Source organism: Spiroplasma endosymbiont of Cantharis nigra, from assembly GCF_964019925.1.
Taxonomy (GTDB): Bacteria; Bacillota_I; Bacilli_A; order Mycoplasmatales; family Mycoplasmataceae; genus Spiroplasma_A.
Genome location: NZ_OZ026470.1, coordinates 1,020,333 through 1,038,299 on the forward strand (window position 1 = coordinate 1,020,333; position 17,967 = coordinate 1,038,299).

The following is a 17,967-nucleotide window of genomic DNA, read 5'->3' on the forward strand; positions in this document are numbered from 1 at the left end:
TAAAGACTAAATCAATAGCAAATAGCAAAGAATAATTATTTCTTTGCATTTTTTAGTTATTTAGTTAATTTCTCTAACATAGTCTTAATTGATTCTATACTTTCATTTCATCATTGCAAGTCTTCCAGCTCTTTTATTTTATTTTCTTCAAATCTTTTTCTTTTTACTTTTGCTGGATTTCCAGCAACAATTGAGTAAGGTTCTACATTTTTTGTAACAACAGCTTTTGCTGCAATAATACTACCATTACCAATCTTAACTCCTGGCATAATAGTTGCTCCATAGCCAATTCATACATCATGACCAATAATTGTATCTCCTTTACTTTTAAAAGGTTTGATATTTTTTTTATTTACTTCAAATTCATCAAACATTTCAAAAGGATATGTTGAAACTGAATTAATTCTATGATTAGCACCATTCATTAAAAATTTAACATCTTCTGCAATTGCGCAGAAATTACCAATAACTAGCTTATCTTTATGAACATTTGGAAAATGATATAAAATATTTCTATTTTGAAACTCTTTTGCTCCTTTTTCATTTTGAAAACTATAAAAGTAACTATACTCTCCAACCTCAATAGCAGCATTAGTAATATAATCTTTAAGTAAATATATTTTTGATGATTTAGACATATAAAATTCCCTCTAATAAAAAATGACCTTCAAGGTCATTATAAATTAATTCTTATTTTAAATCTACTGAAGCTCCTGCTTCGATTAATTGTTTTTTCATTTCTTCAGCTTCTTCAACTTTTACATTTTCTTTAATAGCTACTGGTAATGTTCCATCAACTAATTTTTTAGCATCCATTAATCCTAAACCAGTCATTTCTTTAACTAATTTAATAACTGAAACTTTGTTTCCTCCAGGACTTGTTAACATAACACTAACTTCACTTGGTGCTGCTGCTCCTGCTGCTGCAGCTGGTGCTGCAACTGCTGCAGCTGCTACAACTCCGAAGTGATCTTCTATTGATTTAACTAAATCGTTTAATTCTGTTAATTTCATTTCTTCTAATGCTTTAATAATATCGTCTTTTGTAATTGCCATTTTTGTTTTCTCCTTTTTTTCTTTCTTCTATTTTATTGCTATTTGTACGCTTAATTGTTTTTTTATTCTGCTTTTGTATTTGCTATTTCTTTTACAGTCAACATAAATTGACGTAATGGGTAAATAAGTGATGAAGCAAACATTGAGTATAACTCTTCTTTTGATGGAAGAGAAGCAATTTCATTAATTGCTGCTGTATCCATAACATTTCCTTCATAAATACCTGCTTTAAGAACTAGATCTGAATTTAATTTTGCAAATTCAGAAACTAATTTTGCTGGAAATAAAGCTTCTTCATCTGAAAAAATATAAATATTTTGTTGTACTAAATAAGAATCTAGTCCTTTAATTTTTAATTCTTCAGTTGCTCTTCTAAATAATGAATCTTTATAAACTTTAATAAAAATCCCTTTTTCACGAGCCTTATTTCTTAAGTCTGTCATTTGTGCTACAGTTAAATTTTTATATTCAGCAATTACCATACCTTTACAGTTTTGTATTCTGTCTGAAATTTCTTTAACTATCTCATTCTTTTTAGCATGAGCTGGTCTTGTGTTTGACATTATTAACAACCTCCTTTTTTTACTTTCGCATTTAAAATCAAAATAAAAACCTCAGATAATTTCCGAGGTCAATTAAAAATACAATAAACATTGTAAGCAATCTTACAATTAGTATATGTAATTTCATTCCTCGGTAACAAATTAAGGGATAAAATCCCAGTTACTTTCTTCGGTACGAATAGCATTTATATAATATCATATTTGTAGTACTTGATGAGAATTTTTATCTTTATTATTAATTATTTTCTATTGTATAAATTTGATCAAGCTGTCTATATAAATCATCAATTTCAAACCCATAGCCCACTATAAATTTATTTGGAACCTTAAAGAGAGATTTATACTTATATTTAAAATTAGGATGACATCCTTGCTTATCTGCAAGAGTAATTATATCTAGTGTCTTGGGTTTTAAGGAATCTAAATATTCATAAACAGTAGTTAAAGTTTTGCCTGTATCAATAATATCTTCAATTATTAAAACATGTTTATTTTCAACAATTGGTTTTGTTATTTTTTTATAAAACTTCACTTCTCTTGTTGAATGAGTACCTAAATAACTTGATACAGAAATAGTATCTATTTTAATTGGCATATTCAACTTTCTTGCTAAATCTGCAAAAAAGAAAACAGAGCCATTAAGAATAAATATTAAGCTTATCTCATTTTCCTTAAATTCCTCATTTAATTCATTTGCTAAATTTGTTATTTGTCTTTCTATCTCATGTTTTGAAATTAATAATTTTAATTTATGTTTAATACTTGTCATAGTTTTCTCCTAAAAAAATTATAAATCAATTAAAAAAAGTTGTTTCTTATTAAACAACTTTTAATTAGTTTTAAATATTTTTAAGTTCTATCAATTGCCTTATTTGCAGCTTCATTATATCTCTCACCAATAAGTTCAATTTTATCAAGTCTTTCCTTAATTTCATTTAATTCTTCTTTAGTAAATTTAACATTAGCCCCTGTTAAGTTTTCATCTAATCTTTCAATTTTTTTTGTGCCAGGAATTGGAACAAATCATTCCTTTTGAGCTAAAACTCAACCAATTGCAACAGCTGCAGCTGTAGTTTTTTTTCTTTTAGCTATTTCTTTTACAAATTCTACTAACTTAAGATTTTCTTTTAAGTATTCCTTATTTTGAAATCTTGGTATTGATAATCTAAAATCTCCTGGTTCTAATTTAGTATTTAAATCAATATTTCCTGTTAAGAAACCTTTTCCAAGGGGAGAAAAAGGTACAAAACCAATCCCTAATTCTTCAAGTGTCGGTATTATTTCTTTTTCTGGGTCTCTTCAAAATAATGAGTATTCACTTTGTAAAGCTGTTACGGGAAAAATCTTATGAGCTTTTTTTATAGTATTTGCAGAAGCTTCACTCAAACCTCAATATTTTATTTTTCCCTCTTTGTGAAGTTGTTTCATAACCTTTGCAACTTCTTCTATTGGAGTATTTGGATCAACTCTGTGTTGATAAAATAGATCAATATAACTTGTCTTTAATCTTTTTAAAGAGCCTTCTATTGCTCTTCTTATATTTTTTTCACTACTATCTATACCTTTTCTTGTGCCATCTTCATTAAAGCTAAATCCAAATTTTGTTGCAATAACAACTTTATCTCTAATTGATTCTAATGCTTCTCCTAAAATTTCTTCATTATCAAAAGGACCATATACTTCAGCAGTATCAAAAAATGTTACTCCCTTTTCATATGCCTTTTTAATAAAATTCACTGCTTCTTGTTTTGTTGGAAATGGAGGGAATGAAAAACTAAGTCCCATACAACCTAAACCAATTTCAGAAACTACTAAATCCTTTCCTAATTTTCTTGTTTTCAAAATATTTATTACCTCTCTTACTTATTTAACTTTTTTAAATATAAACTTTTTTTATACTCAATAAATTCAATTTGCTCTTGAATATCTTTGAGTTTATTTAAAACAATATCTTCTTGCTTCAATATCATTTCATATCTTTCTTTAATAGAGGAATCTCCTTTTTCAATAAAATCCAAATATTTCTTAATTTCTTTCAATGACATTCCTGTCCTTTTTAAGCATATAACTGTTTTTGGAAATGCTAAGTCTTCTTCAAGAATAAAGCGATAGTTATTTTTATCTCTTTGTAACTTTGATATTAAACCTTGTGAGTCATAATATCTCAAAGCTGATTCCTTTATTTTAAGAATTTTTGCAAGTTCATTTAAATATATTCTATTCATATCTTTATCCAACTTTCTAAAAGACTTACTATTTAGGTTATTCCCTATTAAAAATTATAATTCATTAAAGTTACTTTAATGCAATAGAGATTCTACTTTATTTAAAAGTTTTTTATTTCAAAAACATTGCTTATAATATGTTTTGCAGCTTTATCTACTCCCTTTTGGTGATTTTTCATAGCAAAGGAGTTTTTTGTAAATTCTAGCATTTCAATATCATTTTCGCCATCCCCACTGGTATAAACCTCTTCAGACGAAAAATTATTAAGTTCTTGTATAACTTTAATACCATATGCTTTTGAAACATCTTCTCTCATTATTTCAATAACATTTTTATGAGTTCTCACTGCTTTACATCCTTTTATTTTTCCTGCAAGTATTTTTTTAACTTCTTCTATTTCTGATTCTGCTAAGAAAAAATATAATAAGTTTAAATCTTCTGAGTTTAAAATATCATAATTCCCTTGTTCAAAATTATTGTGTGTTGAAGCATATTTTTTTAAAAAAGCATTACCATAAACCTCAGGTTGATCAACCTTTGAATAACTCATTCTTTTATCTTTTAAACAATATCCTAAAATATATTTTTCCTTTAGACTATTAAAAATATCTATTATTTCTTTTCTTGATTCCTTTGGAATTGATGCATTTGCAATTACTCCTTTACCATGTTCATATATAACAGCACCATTATTGCAAATCATATAATCATATGGTATTTTGGCTTTTTCTAGTACCGGTTGAATTTCATGTTCCATTCTTCCTGTAGCTATTGCAAATTTATTTCCCTCCTTAATTCAATTTTTAATAAACTCTAAATCTCTTGGGTCAATATAATCATTGTGTGTTAAATTAATTGTTCCATCATAATCTGAAAATCATCATTTCATAGTTTTATATTCCTTTCTTAATTATTATAAAATAAAAAAATAAAAATCTCACAAATGTGAGATTTTACTAACTTTCAATAAGCACTTTAATTCCAGGTCCCATAGTTGTTGAAATAGATATATTTTTAATATATGTTCCCTTTACAACTGCTGGTTTTGCTTTTTTTATTACATCTAAAATAGCTGTATAGTTTTTCATTAAATTATCTTCATTAAATGAAACTTTTCCTAATATTGAGTGAACATTTCCTTCTTTATCAGTTCTATATTCAACTTTACCTTTTTTAATTTCATCTAGTGCCTTTGCAATATCCATTGTTACTGTTCCTGTTTTAGGGTTAGGCATTAATCCTTTTGGTCCTAAGATTTTACCGATTTTACCTAATTCAGCCATCATTTCTGGTGTTGCAACAATAATATCAAAATCAAATCAATTTTCTTTTGCAATTTTTTGAATTAAATCTTCTGCTCCTACAAAATCTGCCTTTGCATCTTCAGCTTCTTTAATCTTTGTTTTTGTTAGAACTAAAACTTTTTGAGTTTTACCAGTTCCACCAGGCATTACAATAGCCCCTCTTATTTGTTGGTCTGCATGTCTTGGATCTACATTTAAGTTAAATGCAATTTCCACAGTTGAGTCAAATTTAGTAACTGAAGTTTCTTTTACTAATTTAATAGCTTCTACAATTGGGTATAGTTTAGTTTTATCAACTTTTTGGTTAACAGCTTTTAATTTTTTACTTAATTTTGCCATTATTACTTACCTTCTTTTTCTGGCATTCCAGTAACTTTAATACCCATGTTTCTTGCTGAACCTTCAATAATTCTCATTGCTGCATCAATTGTATTTGCATTTAAATCCACCATCTTATACTCAGCAATTTTTTTAACATCTTCTGCTGTAATAGTTGCAACAGTTTCAGTTCCTGATTTTGATGATCCTTTAGCAATTCCTGCAGCCTTTTTTAACATAAATGCTGCTGGAGTAGTTTTTAAAATGAAATCAAAAGATTTATCATCATAAGCTGTAATAACTACAGGTACTACTTCTCCAGCTCTATCTTTAGTGGCATCATTAAATTGTTGTGTGAATTGAGGCATGTTAATTCCAAGTGAAGCTAATTCTGCACCTGGTTTTGCTTGCATTGCCATAAATTCTAATTTTGCTATACGTGTGATTCTTTTTGCCACGAACAACACCTCCTGTTTTCGCTGTGGTCCTAACGTAATGATATGCATTTGCTTATCTTACTTCCACAATTAAAATCTGCCATAATTAATAATAACATAATTTAAAAGTAAAATAAATCTCTTTTTATTAAATAAGATTTATGGTTTCTATAACAATTTGTTCTAGTGGTACATCTTCATGGAAGCCATGTGTTGTTGTTTCACTATTACTAATTTCCAATGCAACTTTCAAACTTTCTTCATTAGATAACTTTCCAAACGATGCATATTGTCCATCTAGAAAACTTGCATCTCCTGTTACAATAAAAAATTGACTATTTGCACTATTCATATCATTTGTTCTTGCCATTGATAAAACTCCAGGAGTGTGCCTTAAAGAAGTTGTATTCTTATTTCATCCATTAATTGAGAACTCTCCCTTAATTGGTTTTAAACCACCCTTCTCATTCATTTCAATATCCATTCCTCCACCTTGAATCATAAAATCTTTTATAACTCTGTGAAAAACTAGACCATTGAAGTATTTATCTTGAATTAAACTTACAAAATTTTTAACTGTAAGTGGTGCTAAATCAGGAAACATTTGAGCTTGCATTTTTCTGCCATCCCTTAAAATTATTTCAAATTCTATTATTTTCATATATTTTTACCTCATAAAATAATAATACAAGAAAATAAAAGAACTTTGTATAAACAAAGTTCAAATTAATCAATATATGCTTTTTCTAAATTTGAAAATTCAAATTCTGTTTGTGTAATTCTTCCAAACAATTCAATATTAACAACGGCAATTCCTTTTTCGAAATCCATCTCCATTACTTGTCCTTCGGTACCTGCAAAAGGACCGTCTTTTACTCTAACAACTTCCTTTATATTGAATTTCGCAGTAAACAACACTTTTTCCTTTTTAGGTTGATTTGCATTACCTTTTGATGTTTTTTCACTTTTATCTTGTTGACTATTTTGTTCTAACATTCTTGAAACTTCTTCAACTGTTAATGGTAAAGGTTTTGCACCTTTACCTGATGAACCAATGAAACCCGTTACTCCTGGAGTATTTCTTACAATAAATCAAGTTTCATCAGTCATATTCATATTTATGAACAGATATCCTGGAAATTTATTTTTTTCATTAATTTTATTATTTTTTCCTACAACAGGTCCTTTTGAAATTCTAATATCGAATATTCTATCCTCTAATCCTGATGTTTCAATTTTTTGAAGTAAGTCAGTTCTAACACGATCTTCGTGTCCACTATTACAATTAATTACAAATCATTGTCCTTTATATGATGATAATTCATCTTCTAATTCAAATAAGCGTTGTTCCATGATAATCTCCTTTTAGATAATTTTAATAAGTTCAAATAAGCTTTGAAAACCTCAGTCAACAAAGAAAAAGAATACTCCAAATATTGCAATAAATATTATAACTCATAGAAACTTAGTTCCCAAATTTTTTCTTGAAGATCATTGAATTTTATTTACTTCCTTCAAAAATTTAATAGGAGCTTCTTTTATAGCTAATTTATAATTTATTTTTTCTTTTTCCTTTTTTACTTTTCTTTTTTTAGCTGCTTTGATTTTTCCTTCTTGTGTTCCATCATGCCCTTCAAACTCATTAAATAATTTAGTAAATTCCTCTTTTTTTTGTTTTTTTTGAGTTTTTTTACTATCCTTTTGAGTTTTTTTGTCCTGAATTTTTTTCAATTTTTCCTGAGCTTTTTGCTCTTTAGAATTATTTTTATCAGACATTTTTATCTTGTCTCCTTATGTAAAACATGTGCATTACAAGTAATACAATGTTTTTTAATTTGTAATCTTTCTCTCTGAGAAATAGTACTTTTTTGAATAGTATAATTTCTTGAAAGACATTCACTACAAACTAGTATAACCTTTTTTTTTGATTGTGGCATGAAAACACTCTCTTCTTTTCCTACATATTATATATTAGAAGTATCTTTAATAAAACCCTTAAAAAGACTTTTTAGTTTTTCTTTAAACTCTAAAAAATCTTTTCTTTTAATCTTTAATTTCTCAATAATCTCTTTTTGGCTATATCCTTTATACAGCATTTTTGCCATATTTGCCTCTGTTGTTGCACACTCATACTTAATAAAATTTTTTAAAGTTTCTCTTATATAAAGATTTTTTTGCTCATCATTATATTTTTGTAAAGAGAATCTATCTATATCTCTATCTATAAAAGTTTGACCTTCTTCTGTAAGTCCACTTCTAAATGAGTTTATTATCAATAGAGTTATTTTTCTTTTATCTCTTTTAAGATACTTTGCATAATCTAAGATACGTCTTTTTATTATAAAATTTGCATAAGCTAATAAAGGCACTTTTCTATTTATATCAAATTTGTTTTTAATCTCTTTAAGAGCAAAAAAAACATGAGATGTAAAATCATCTTTATCCAATTGGAGATAACCTAACTTAATATGTTCTGTATTGATAATTTTTATTACGAATTTTTGAAAATGTACTAATTCTTTTTCAGAAATATCATTTCCAAATTCTATTCTTATACTTTCCTTAATTGCGTCTACCGCGCCATATTGATTTGGCATTTGTTTTTCCTTTCAAAATCTATTTTTTAGATAATTCAAAAAGGATTATTCCTGCTGCAACAGAAACATTTAACGAGTCAATCACGTTATTAGTTTCAATTTTAAAAGTAAAATCAGACATTTCTATAATTTTACTTCCAATTCCATTTCCCTCATTCCCCATAATTACTACTGACTTATTATCAAAATCAATTTCCCCAATGGATTTACTATTCTCACTTAAATGAGAACTATATATCCAAAATCCCCTGTCTTTTAGACTGCTTATTGCAGACTTAAGATTACTAACTTTGATGATCGGTACATTGTAAATTGTTCCTGCAGACGCTTTCATAACTGCTGATGTAACTTGAACTTGATTGGATTCTTGTATAATAATTCCATCAACTCCAAAAAGACTAGCTGTTCTAATTATTGATCCAAAATTCTGTGGATCTTGTATTTTGTCTAAAATTAAAACTTTTTGTTTTAATTTTGAATTATTATAGAAATCCTTTAATTCAAGATAATTGAAGTCTCTTACTTGTGCAATTAATCCTTGATGATTGACTCCCTCTTTTATTAGTGAGTTAAACTCTTGCCTTTCCAAAGAATGTCATTCCAAATTATTTTGTTTTATGATACTAAAGATCTCAGGATTAAATGAGTTTCCTTTTAAAATAAAAACTTGCTTAATTTCAATTAAAAAGTTTCTTATTGTATTTTCAACTGCATTTTTTCCATAAATATAGCTTTTCATTAAATGATATTCCCCTGTTTAAGAGTTTCTCTCAATTTATCTGCTTTGTCAAACTTTTTCTGAGATATTAATAATTTTCACTCTTTTATTTTCTCAATGTCTTTTTTATCTAATTTTTTAATATTAAAATTAAATCCCAAGATATTTATTATTTTTAATAATTTTTTATAAGTTAAATCAACTCTCTTATTTTTAATTTGAATATTAATATTCTTACACATTTCATCAATAAGAGAGATTATCATAGGTGTGTTTAAGTCATCATTTAATAAAGACTCAAAATTTGTAATATATTTATATGAGTTAAAGTCCTCATCAATTGGAGTTTCATTTATTAATACTACCTCTCCAATTGTCGTACCTCAATTAACTGTTTTTAATAAAGATTCAACTTTTGTAACTCAATCAATTGATTGGTTAATTAAATCTTGATTGATATTTAAAGGTTGTGTATAATTTGAGTTCAAAAATATATATCTTAAGGAATTAACTCCATTTTCCTCTAAATAATCCTTTACAAGAATTGTATTTTTTAGAGATTTAGACATCTTAATATTATCAATTGACAAGTGACCATTGTGTAGTCAAATATTAGATAACTCTTTTGAGTTTTTTGCCATATATTGAATTCTTTCGTTTTCATGATGGGGGAATTTTAAATCTATTCCTCCAACATGAATGTCAATTGTCTCTTTAAAAAAATCATCTATTAAAAGTGCACATTCAGTATGTCATCCAGGTCTTCCAAAACCTCATTTAGATAATCACTTTTTACCAGTTTTAGTCTTTTTTCAAAGAATAAAGTCTTGAGGATTTTTTTTATTCTCATCTATTTCAATTCTTTCACCCATATTTAGATTATTAATATTTTGATTTGATAACAGTCCATACTCACTTTTTCATTGACCAATATCAAAATAAACATTTCCTTTTTTTTCATAAGCAAAGCCTTTTTTTATTAAATCATCAATAAAAATCAGGATTTCACTTATTTTTGAAGAAATTGGTGTTATTAAAGTAGGACTTTTTATATTTAGGTTTTTAAGGTCATTAAAAAAAGCATCTGCATATATTTGAGCGTGATCTTCTTCTGTAATATTTTGCTCAGCTGCCTTTTGAATTATTTTGTCATCAATATCTGTGATATTTAAAAGGTACTTATATTTTATTTCCTTATATTCCAAGTATCTGACAATAATATCAGTTAGAATTAATGGTCTTGCATTACCAATATGAATATAGTCGTAAACTGTTGGTCCACAAGTATAAATACAGAATTTGGGCACATTAATTTCAATAAATTCTCTTTTTAAAGAATCATATAATTTCATTTATTTTTACCTCTAGGTTACATTATCTATCTCTCTTAATTAACGGAGCTACAGCTTTATAGGTTAAATATAAAGCTGCTGAATTAAATATTATTTTTAATGGTGCTTGAATAAGTCTTCCAATAAACATAGCTGTATATCCACCTTCTGATGGTATTCCTAAAAAACCAGCATCTCCCCAAGCCGAAATAACAGCTGTTACTAGATATTCTGAAGCCGTTGCAAAAAGTATTATTGGGAGTAGTACATGTAATGTCTTCCTTTGTCCTCGAATGAGAAGAATAAAATAAATAACTCAAAATAAACCAAGACAAACAATTATTGAGCCTAAAAAAATTCACTTATAAACTTCCTTAGACACTTCAAAACTTAAAATTTTTATTGATTCACCCTCAGGATATGCACTAATTACATATACAATAAAAATTGCAAACAATATTAAAAATAAATTAATTAAAGCTACTGGTACTCAATTATATCCTTTACCTAATCTTAAAAAACTTGATCCAATACCTGCAATAAAACCATAACAGATTATTACAATTATAAATGCAGGATGTATAAATGATGGAACAAAAATCATTACTAAGACTTCTGTTATAAGTGCTACTAAAACTCCAATAATTGGTCCAAAAATAAAACCAGTTATTTTTACCATAACACCTTCAAAGGCAATTCTAATTGGTGGAAATACAGTTATTGGCAGTGTTAATGAAATAACAACAGTAACACTTACATTTATGGCTGTAAACATTGTTATATAAGCAATGTTTTTTGTAGTAAATCTGATACCATGATATCTTTCTTTAAGAACTCAATATGATATTGCATTATAAAAGAAATAAACAGCAATAAAGAAACCTATAAATGCAGACATCGCATAGGCCATATTATTTCCCTCTAATAACCATTTACTAATGTTATTCATATTATTGCTCCTTAATCTTCTCAATAAATTTTTTCTTCATTATTATTTTTCAACATTAAGTTTATTTTTGAAAATGGTTTACTATTTTCAAATCCTCTTTTAAAACTAAATGGTGAGGGATGAGCAGAAAAAATAATTTTCTTCTCATTTTTACATACAAGACTATTATATAGTTTTTTTGCAAAATTTCCCCATAAACAATAAATAATATTTTCATTAAGATTATTAATCTCATTTAAAATTTTTAAAATTACTTTATTTCATCCTAAATCTTTATGAGAATTTGGTATGCCTTTTTCAACCGTAAGAGAAGAATTAATTAAAAAAACACCCTGTTTAACTCAATTTGATAAGTCATTATTTTGAAAGTGATCAATACCTAAATCACTTTTTAATTCTTTAAAAATATTTTTTAAACTTGGTGGAGTTCTAACATTATTAGACACACTAAAAGCTATTCCATTTGCTTGTTTTTTGCCATGATAAGGATCTTGTCCTATAATAATGACTTTAATATCTTTTGGCTTAATTAATTTAAACACTCTAAAAATATCATCTTTTTCAGGATATATATTTTCAAAACTTTCAATATTATTAAAAATACTTTCAATGTCTTTAATAATATCTTTAGCTGAAAATAAATCCATTCACTCTTTTGGTAATTCTTTTAATATATTCATTATTTAAGTAGCTTTTCATATTTTTTTCTAGAGTTTTCTTCTCTTCTTTTGATTCTTCTTAGTTCTTTTTTTTCTTTTTTAGAAAGAGAAACATTATCTAGATCTTCTAATTCTGCATCTCTTCTTGGAGTTGAAAATATTTCGTCATCTTCATTAACAGGACCTAAATCTATTACATTTGGATCTCTTTTTTTCAATATATTATTTTCAGGAATTAAATTCTTTTGGTATATTTCTGATATTGCTTTTTTTTCAAATTCATCAGACTCATCATCCCCAATAGTAATATTTTTAATTGTATCTGGTAAATCATCAAGGCCAAATATTTTTTTTTCTTCAGGAATTTGATCAATTATTTCTCTTCCCTCTTTTTGTTCTTGATGTTCTTTAATTAATTCACTAGCTACTTCACTTAAATATAGAGTTGGGGTTTCTTCAAAATCTGCATTAACTTCAGGTAAATCATCAAGGCCATTAATTTTAGCTTTTTTATTTTGCTTATCGATAAAATCCTGATTAACTATTTTTAAGTCATCTTCTAAATTAATATTTTCTTGCTCAATTATACTTTCATTATTATTTTTAAAATTATTAAAACCTGTTAAGTCTTTATAGGCAGAAATTTCCCCTAAGCTATCATCATCAGTATTATTAATAAAAACTTTATTTTCTTGAATAATAGCTCCTAATTTATCCTCTTCAAATAAACTTGAATCAATTGAAATAGTATTATCATTAAATCCAATTTTAAAATCTTCTTCATTATTTTGTTCTAGTTCAGATTTATTTTCAAATTCCTTTATATTTGTTTGTTCATATCTATCTTCAAATTGATTTATCTTCTCTTGCTTATATCTGTCCTCAAACTTTTTATTACTAAATAAATTATGCTTATAATTTCCAATACCTTCATTCTTACTTTGTTCATTGACATTTAAGAAGTTATTAATTTTTTCATTAGGTTCTTCAAAATATATGTTATTAATTTCAGATTCTCTATTATTTTCAATATTATTATTTTCATCATTTCTTAATTTATCAGAAATACTATTTACCTGACCGCTTAAATTTAATAATTGATCAGAAAGATTATTTATCTGACCTGATAATATTTTAGAGTTAGAATCCTCATTATTTAGTTTATTAATCTCATTATTATTTTGATTATACATTTGATTATTAAAGTTTGAAGAATCAGCAACATAACCACTATTTTGAAATGGTATAAAGGGTACACTACTTTGGCCATTCATAATTCCAAAATTTTGTGTTGGTCCATTGTATGTAGGATATGAAGGTTGTTGCATATTTGGATATCCATAAGGTGGTTGTTGCATATTTTGATTATAAAAGTTTGGTTGTTGCATATTTGGATATGGCGATTGAATAAAGTTTTGCACAATACTTGGAACTTGACTCTTTTCACAATTTTGTTGAGGAATCCCATTTTGTACGTTGTTAACTGGTTGAGTATTTGAACCTCTATTTTCATTTAAATATTTATTAGAAACACCATAAGGAGCTGATTGTCCTAATTTTAATTGAAATGGATCTTCATGTATGCCAATTTTTTTACTACTAAAATTATTATCATATAAAAAATTATTTCTTTGAGGTTTTTGTCAGTTTGAAATAGCTCTATTAGTAGTTTTAATAAGAGATTGTATAAATTTATTTGCTTCCAATTCACCAATAAAAGATGCCACTATTTGATTTGTTCTTCCGTCAACTATATTAAAAAAATCATTTTCAAATTTTACATAATAATTCATAGTGACCCTAACCCTTCTCATTTTTTATTATTAAATAGTTTCTATTTCTAACTTTGCCTTTTGTAAATCTTTAAATATATCATCATTTCCAGCTCTAAAAATTTCTTCTTCAGTAAACTGATAAATGCTTGGTTCATATCAATATATAACTTCATCTGTTCTTTCTTTATTTTCGTTATCAAAACCTTTTTCTAATACTATTCCATTTAATTGATAACCCACAATCAAATTATCTAAAGTAAGTTTTAATTTATAATTTCTACTTTCAGAATCTTTTTTATCCCCAGGAACATTAAATAAAAAATCAATACTTAATTTTTGATCATTATCTGATTTTCCATAAATAAAAGTTCTTTTGTCATTTTCCTTTGAACCAACAACTTGTGCTTGCATTGTTTTTCCATCATTTGCAGTATAAAAAGTAACTCCATTTGATATGTCATGTCTTGCTTCTACACTACCACCACTATACTCAATAAATTTTGCATCACTTTGAACAAAGTTGTTATCAAATTTTCCAGGCATTAATATACCATTTCTAAATTTTTCATCAACTTTATTTAATTGTGTATGTAATGTTTTAAATTGTGCTTGAGTCAAACTGTTTACACCTAAAGCCTTTTTCATTTCTTCACTTCCAGACTCTTTAATCTTTGTGTAAAGTTCATTTGCATTTTCATCAGTCATATTATAAATTTTCTTATCTTTGTAACTACTAAAACTATCTTCTTCAAAATATTTTTTATGGTGACTATCTTCTCATTTAAGTTCAATATAATCTTTAAGATTCTTTTTATTTCCATCTTGATTTTCTTTAATTTTTTGAACCTTACCATCTTTATATTCTATTTTTGTATTCATTGTTAAAGCATTCGATGCTTCATATACTGAAGCATTTGATGCAGTTCACTTTTCATTTTCACTTAATTCAGATTTAGTAACACCTAAATTATAATTAATTTCAATAAAGTTTGAATTTTTTGGAGCTTCATAATCTTTTTTAAACGCTGATTGAGAATCTTCATCTTTTGTATTATCAATAAATTCAATATATTCTTTTTCACCATCGATAAAAAGATTCTCTAACGCCATACCTAATCCTTTTTCACCCAGAACTTTTTTTTGCTCTTCTCTTTTTTTAATGTTTGGATATTTAGTTTCACTAAAAGTTAAAGACTCCAAAATTAAATTAGCTAAAACGGGTAAAGTTGCTGCACTACCAAAAAGTTTTTGAAAGTTAACTTTATTATTAGCAATTTTAAATTCTTCCTTTTCATCAATTGTAATTTTTATTGGATTTGTTTCAATACCACAAGATACAACAGCTGATATACTTGGAGCAACAACTAGTAATGAACCTAAAACCGATAATAACTTTTTCATAATTTAAACCTCTTTTAAAAAAATCTTTACTCTATTTTACCTTATTTGAAGGAAAAAAGCATTAGGAATTTTTAGACTGATCAATAAATTTACCATAACTTCTAAGGAAATTTACTTTAATAACTCCTGTAGCTCCATTACGATGCTTTGATATTATTACATCTGTTTCATCAGTTGGGTCTTCAGAAGCAAGATTATATTCTTTTGTTTTATAATATGCATCTCTATATAAAAACATAATTATATCTGCATCTTGTTCAATAGCTCCACTATCCCTTAAATCAGACATTAATGGTGTTTTCTCTTCTCTCTTTTCAACACTACGAGATAATTGTGATAAACAAATTATTGGCATATTTAATTCCCTAGCTATTTTTTTCAAATGTCTAGATATAGTTGCCACTTCATTTTGTCTACTATCAAACTTATTTGACATTGAAGAAATCAATTGTAGATAATCAATAAAACAAATTTCTACTCCAAAATCTCTTTTCATTTTTCTAAGTTTTGATTGCAATTGTAAAACAGTAATTCCCGGAGTATCATCAATAACAATATTCATATTTTTTATTTGCTCACCGCTAGCTGTAATTCTAGACCATTTTTCTGTTGTTAACCCTTGAGCATTTCTTAGTGAACTAGATTCTATACCTGAAATTGAACTTAATATACGTTGAACTAATTGTTCTTTTGGCATTTCCAAAGAAAAAAATGCTACACCCTTTTGTCTTTCTGCTGCATTCACTGCCAAGTTAAGAGCAAATGCTGTTTTACCCATTGATGGACGAGCAGCTAAAATTATAAAATCTCCTTTTTGTCATCCATTAGTAATTTGATCCAAATCAGAAAACCCTGATGGGACCCCATTTACTAAACCTCCATTTTTTTCTAAAGCTTCAATTTTTTTAATAACGTCAACTACAGTTTCCTTAACTTCGGTTGCATCATCTTTTTTAACATCTGTTTTTATATTAAGAATTTTTTGTTGAGCAATAACAAAAACTTCATCAATAGGTGATTTACTATCTCTTAATTGCTTAATGTGTATTAAAGCTCTATCTAGTTGTCTTCCAATTGAATTTTTAAAAACTATTTCTACATAATCTTCAAAACCCTCATCTGTATAAAAGTAACCAGATACATCAGACAAATATGATACTCCTCCGACTTTTTCAAGTGACTTTTTATCTTCTAAATACTCAGCTAGTTTTGTAATAGTTATATTTTGACTATTAATTGAAACTGTATTTATTGCTTCAAAAATAATTTGATGTTTTTCTAAACTAAAATCTTCTGAATTTAACTGAGTTAAAATATCAAAACTTGCTTTTGGTGAATGCATTGCTATTGCTAAAACTGCTTTTTCTGAGTCAATTAAAACACTTTCAATACTAATATTCATATTTTCTTTCATTATTCTGTGCCCTCTATAAAGACTTTTAGAGTGGCAATAATTTTAAAATCAAGCTTAATTTTTAAATAAAATAAACCAAGTTTATTAATATTTTCATGCTTCTCAAATTTTCTTTTATCTAAATCAATAAGAAATTCCTTTTTAATTCTATCTGTAATTTGAGAAAGTGAAATTGAACCAAATGGTTTTCCATCTTTTGTTTTTATTTTAAAATTCAATTGAATATCTTCAATCTTTAACTTTAAATTATTTATTTCAATTTCCTTCTCCTCTTTAATTTTTTCTTCTTTTACTTTTCTAACATTTAAGTGACTTAAATCACCCTTTGATGCAACAATTGCTAAACCCTTTGGAATTAAAAAATTTGTTGCATATCCATCAGATACATTTACAACATCATCTTTTTTACCATAGTTTTTTACATCACTTAATAGAATTACTTTCATTTTTTTCACCTTAATAATTATAACAAATAAAAAACACCTTGTTGGTGTTTGAAAAATTATTATTGAACAACAAAAGGTAATAATCCCATTCCTCTTGCTCTTTTTATTGCAATAGCTAACATTCTTTGATGTTTAGGTGATGTTCCTGTTACTCTTTTGGGCAGTATTTGCCCATTACCTGATATAAATTTTTTTAAAAGATCTACATCTTTATAGTCAATATAATCGATATTGTTTTTTGCAAAGAAATTAACTTTTTTTCTTCTTACAAATTTTTTCATTTTTTATTCTCCTCTTTTAGTCTTCTCATAAAATTGAATCATCATTTGATGACTTTGAATCATCTATTAGATCAAAATCAAAATTATTTGATGTTTGTTGGGTAGATGATTTTGATTGGTTTGATTCAAATGAATTATTTGATCCAGATTGGTTATTACTTGCAGTTCCAGTACCACTCAAAAATTCTATTCTATTAGCTCTCACAGTAACTATTTGCGAAAATTGGCCATTATTATTTTCTTGTCTAACATTAATAGAACCTTCAACAGAAATCTGAGCTCCCTTTTTTACAAACTTTGCAAGATTTTCTGCTGTTTTTTCTCATGCAAAACATGGTACAAATTGTGTAAATTGATTACCACCAGAAAATTCATTAACAGCCAATGTGAACGCAACAAAAGATTTACCATTTGATGAACTTCTAAGTTCAGGGTCCTTTGTTATTCTTCCAATTAAATTTATTGAATTCATTTAAATTCTCCTTCAAATAT

Annotated in this window: 24 protein-coding genes and 1 other annotated feature; all 24 genes read right to left on the reverse strand. The window is 26.6% G+C overall.

Annotated elements, in window-relative coordinates; translation table 4 throughout:
• Positions 1-56: 56 nt before the first annotated feature.
• The 24 genes from AACL04_RS04420 to AACL04_RS04535 all read right to left on the reverse strand — a co-directional run bounded on the left by AACL04_RS04420 (position 57) and on the right by AACL04_RS04535 (position 17,947).
• Positions 57-638: a CatB-related O-acetyltransferase gene (locus tag AACL04_RS04420; protein ID WP_339029893.1), complete on the reverse strand. Its 582-nt coding sequence runs from the start codon at positions 636-638 to the stop codon at positions 57-59.
• A gap of 52 nt (positions 639-690) precedes the next feature.
• The gene (gene rplL / locus AACL04_RS04425) at positions 691-1,056 is read right to left on the reverse strand and encodes a 50S ribosomal protein L7/L12 (protein ID WP_339029895.1); all 366 of its coding nucleotides are present in this window, start codon (positions 1,054-1,056) and stop codon (positions 691-693) included.
• A 62-nt stretch (positions 1,057-1,118) separates the two neighbouring features.
• Positions 1,119-1,619, reverse strand: a complete 501-nt coding sequence (gene rplJ, locus AACL04_RS04430; RefSeq protein WP_339029897.1) for a 50S ribosomal protein L10 — start codon at positions 1,617-1,619, stop codon at positions 1,119-1,121.
• 34 nt (positions 1,620-1,653) lie between these two features.
• Positions 1,654-1,810, reverse strand: a sequence feature (ribosomal protein L10 leader region).
• A 44-nt stretch (positions 1,811-1,854) separates the two neighbouring features.
• Entirely contained in the window at positions 1,855-2,388 is a 534-nt protein-coding gene (gene hpt, locus AACL04_RS04435) for a hypoxanthine phosphoribosyltransferase (RefSeq protein WP_339029899.1), read from the reverse strand.
• 80 nt (positions 2,389-2,468) lie between these two features.
• Entirely contained in the window at positions 2,469-3,461 is a 993-nt protein-coding gene (locus AACL04_RS04440) for an aldo/keto reductase (RefSeq protein ID WP_339029901.1), read from the reverse strand.
• Positions 3,462-3,478: 17 nt separating this feature from the next.
• Complete coding sequence (locus AACL04_RS04445; RefSeq protein ID WP_339029903.1) at positions 3,479-3,844, reverse strand: MerR family transcriptional regulator; 366 nt, start codon at positions 3,842-3,844, stop codon at positions 3,479-3,481.
• 101 nt (positions 3,845-3,945) lie between these two features.
• Positions 3,946-4,734, reverse strand: a complete 789-nt coding sequence (locus tag AACL04_RS04450) for an HAD family hydrolase (protein WP_339029904.1) — start codon at positions 4,732-4,734, stop codon at positions 3,946-3,948.
• A gap of 67 nt (positions 4,735-4,801) precedes the next feature.
• Positions 4,802-5,488 (reverse strand): 50S ribosomal protein L1, encoded by a 687-nt coding sequence (gene rplA / locus AACL04_RS04455; protein ID WP_339029906.1) that lies wholly within the window; start codon positions 5,486-5,488, stop codon positions 4,802-4,804.
• 2 nt (positions 5,489-5,490) lie between these two features.
• Positions 5,491-5,925 (reverse strand): 50S ribosomal protein L11, encoded by a 435-nt coding sequence (gene rplK / locus AACL04_RS04460; RefSeq protein ID WP_339029908.1) that lies wholly within the window; start codon positions 5,923-5,925, stop codon positions 5,491-5,493.
• Between the two features lie 127 nt (positions 5,926-6,052).
• Complete coding sequence (locus AACL04_RS04465; RefSeq protein WP_339029909.1) at positions 6,053-6,565, reverse strand: peptidylprolyl isomerase; 513 nt, start codon at positions 6,563-6,565, stop codon at positions 6,053-6,055.
• 65 nt (positions 6,566-6,630) lie between these two features.
• Positions 6,631-7,257, reverse strand: coding sequence for a transcription termination/antitermination protein NusG (nusG, locus tag AACL04_RS04470; protein WP_339029910.1), 627 nt, complete (start codon positions 7,255-7,257; stop codon positions 6,631-6,633).
• A gap of 12 nt (positions 7,258-7,269) precedes the next feature.
• On the reverse strand, positions 7,270-7,680 hold the full coding sequence (secE, locus tag AACL04_RS04475; RefSeq protein WP_339029912.1) for a preprotein translocase subunit SecE: 411 nt from the start codon (positions 7,678-7,680) through the stop codon (positions 7,270-7,272).
• Between the two features lie 2 nt (positions 7,681-7,682).
• On the reverse strand, positions 7,683-7,841 hold the full coding sequence (gene rpmG / locus AACL04_RS04480) for a 50S ribosomal protein L33 (protein WP_020835970.1): 159 nt from the start codon (positions 7,839-7,841) through the stop codon (positions 7,683-7,685).
• A 27-nt stretch (positions 7,842-7,868) separates the two neighbouring features.
• Positions 7,869-8,501 (reverse strand): hypothetical protein, encoded by a 633-nt coding sequence (locus AACL04_RS04485; protein ID WP_339029914.1) that lies wholly within the window; start codon positions 8,499-8,501, stop codon positions 7,869-7,871.
• Between the two features lie 19 nt (positions 8,502-8,520).
• The gene (gene rlmB / locus AACL04_RS04490; RefSeq protein WP_339029915.1) at positions 8,521-9,240 is read right to left on the reverse strand and encodes a 23S rRNA (guanosine(2251)-2'-O)-methyltransferase RlmB; all 720 of its coding nucleotides are present in this window, start codon (positions 9,238-9,240) and stop codon (positions 8,521-8,523) included.
• Positions 9,240-10,571 carry a cysteine--tRNA ligase gene (cysS, locus tag AACL04_RS04495; protein WP_339029917.1) on the reverse strand — a complete coding sequence of 444 codons (1,332 nt, stop codon included), beginning with the start codon at positions 10,569-10,571 and terminating at the stop codon, positions 9,240-9,242. The genes rlmB and cysS overlap by 1 nt, the downstream gene beginning before the upstream one ends.
• A gap of 22 nt (positions 10,572-10,593) precedes the next feature.
• A complete protein-coding gene (locus tag AACL04_RS04500) occupies positions 10,594-11,499 on the reverse strand; it encodes a hypothetical protein (protein ID WP_339029918.1) in 906 nt (301 codons plus the stop codon).
• 11 nt (positions 11,500-11,510) lie between these two features.
• Complete coding sequence (locus AACL04_RS04505; protein ID WP_339029920.1) at positions 11,511-12,179, reverse strand: uracil-DNA glycosylase; 669 nt, start codon at positions 12,177-12,179, stop codon at positions 11,511-11,513.
• Complete coding sequence (locus AACL04_RS04510; protein WP_339029922.1) at positions 12,179-13,951, reverse strand: hypothetical protein; 1,773 nt, start codon at positions 13,949-13,951, stop codon at positions 12,179-12,181. The genes AACL04_RS04505 and AACL04_RS04510 overlap by 1 nt, the downstream gene beginning before the upstream one ends.
• A gap of 30 nt (positions 13,952-13,981) precedes the next feature.
• Positions 13,982-15,334, reverse strand: coding sequence for a Vmc-like lipoprotein signal peptide domain-containing protein (locus AACL04_RS04515; protein WP_339029924.1), 1,353 nt, complete (start codon positions 15,332-15,334; stop codon positions 13,982-13,984).
• Positions 15,335-15,395: 61 nt separating this feature from the next.
• Positions 15,396-16,748, reverse strand: a complete 1,353-nt coding sequence (gene dnaB, locus AACL04_RS04520) for a replicative DNA helicase (protein ID WP_339029926.1) — start codon at positions 16,746-16,748, stop codon at positions 15,396-15,398.
• Positions 16,748-17,194 carry a 50S ribosomal protein L9 gene (gene rplI / locus AACL04_RS04525; protein ID WP_339029928.1) on the reverse strand — a complete coding sequence of 149 codons (447 nt, stop codon included), beginning with the start codon at positions 17,192-17,194 and terminating at the stop codon, positions 16,748-16,750. The genes dnaB and rplI overlap by 1 nt, the downstream gene beginning before the upstream one ends.
• A gap of 59 nt (positions 17,195-17,253) precedes the next feature.
• On the reverse strand, positions 17,254-17,475 hold the full coding sequence (rpsR, locus tag AACL04_RS04530; RefSeq protein ID WP_339029930.1) for a 30S ribosomal protein S18: 222 nt from the start codon (positions 17,473-17,475) through the stop codon (positions 17,254-17,256).
• A gap of 16 nt (positions 17,476-17,491) precedes the next feature.
• Positions 17,492-17,947 (reverse strand): single-stranded DNA-binding protein, encoded by a 456-nt coding sequence (locus AACL04_RS04535; protein WP_339029932.1) that lies wholly within the window; start codon positions 17,945-17,947, stop codon positions 17,492-17,494.
• Positions 17,948-17,967 lie beyond the last annotated feature (20 nt).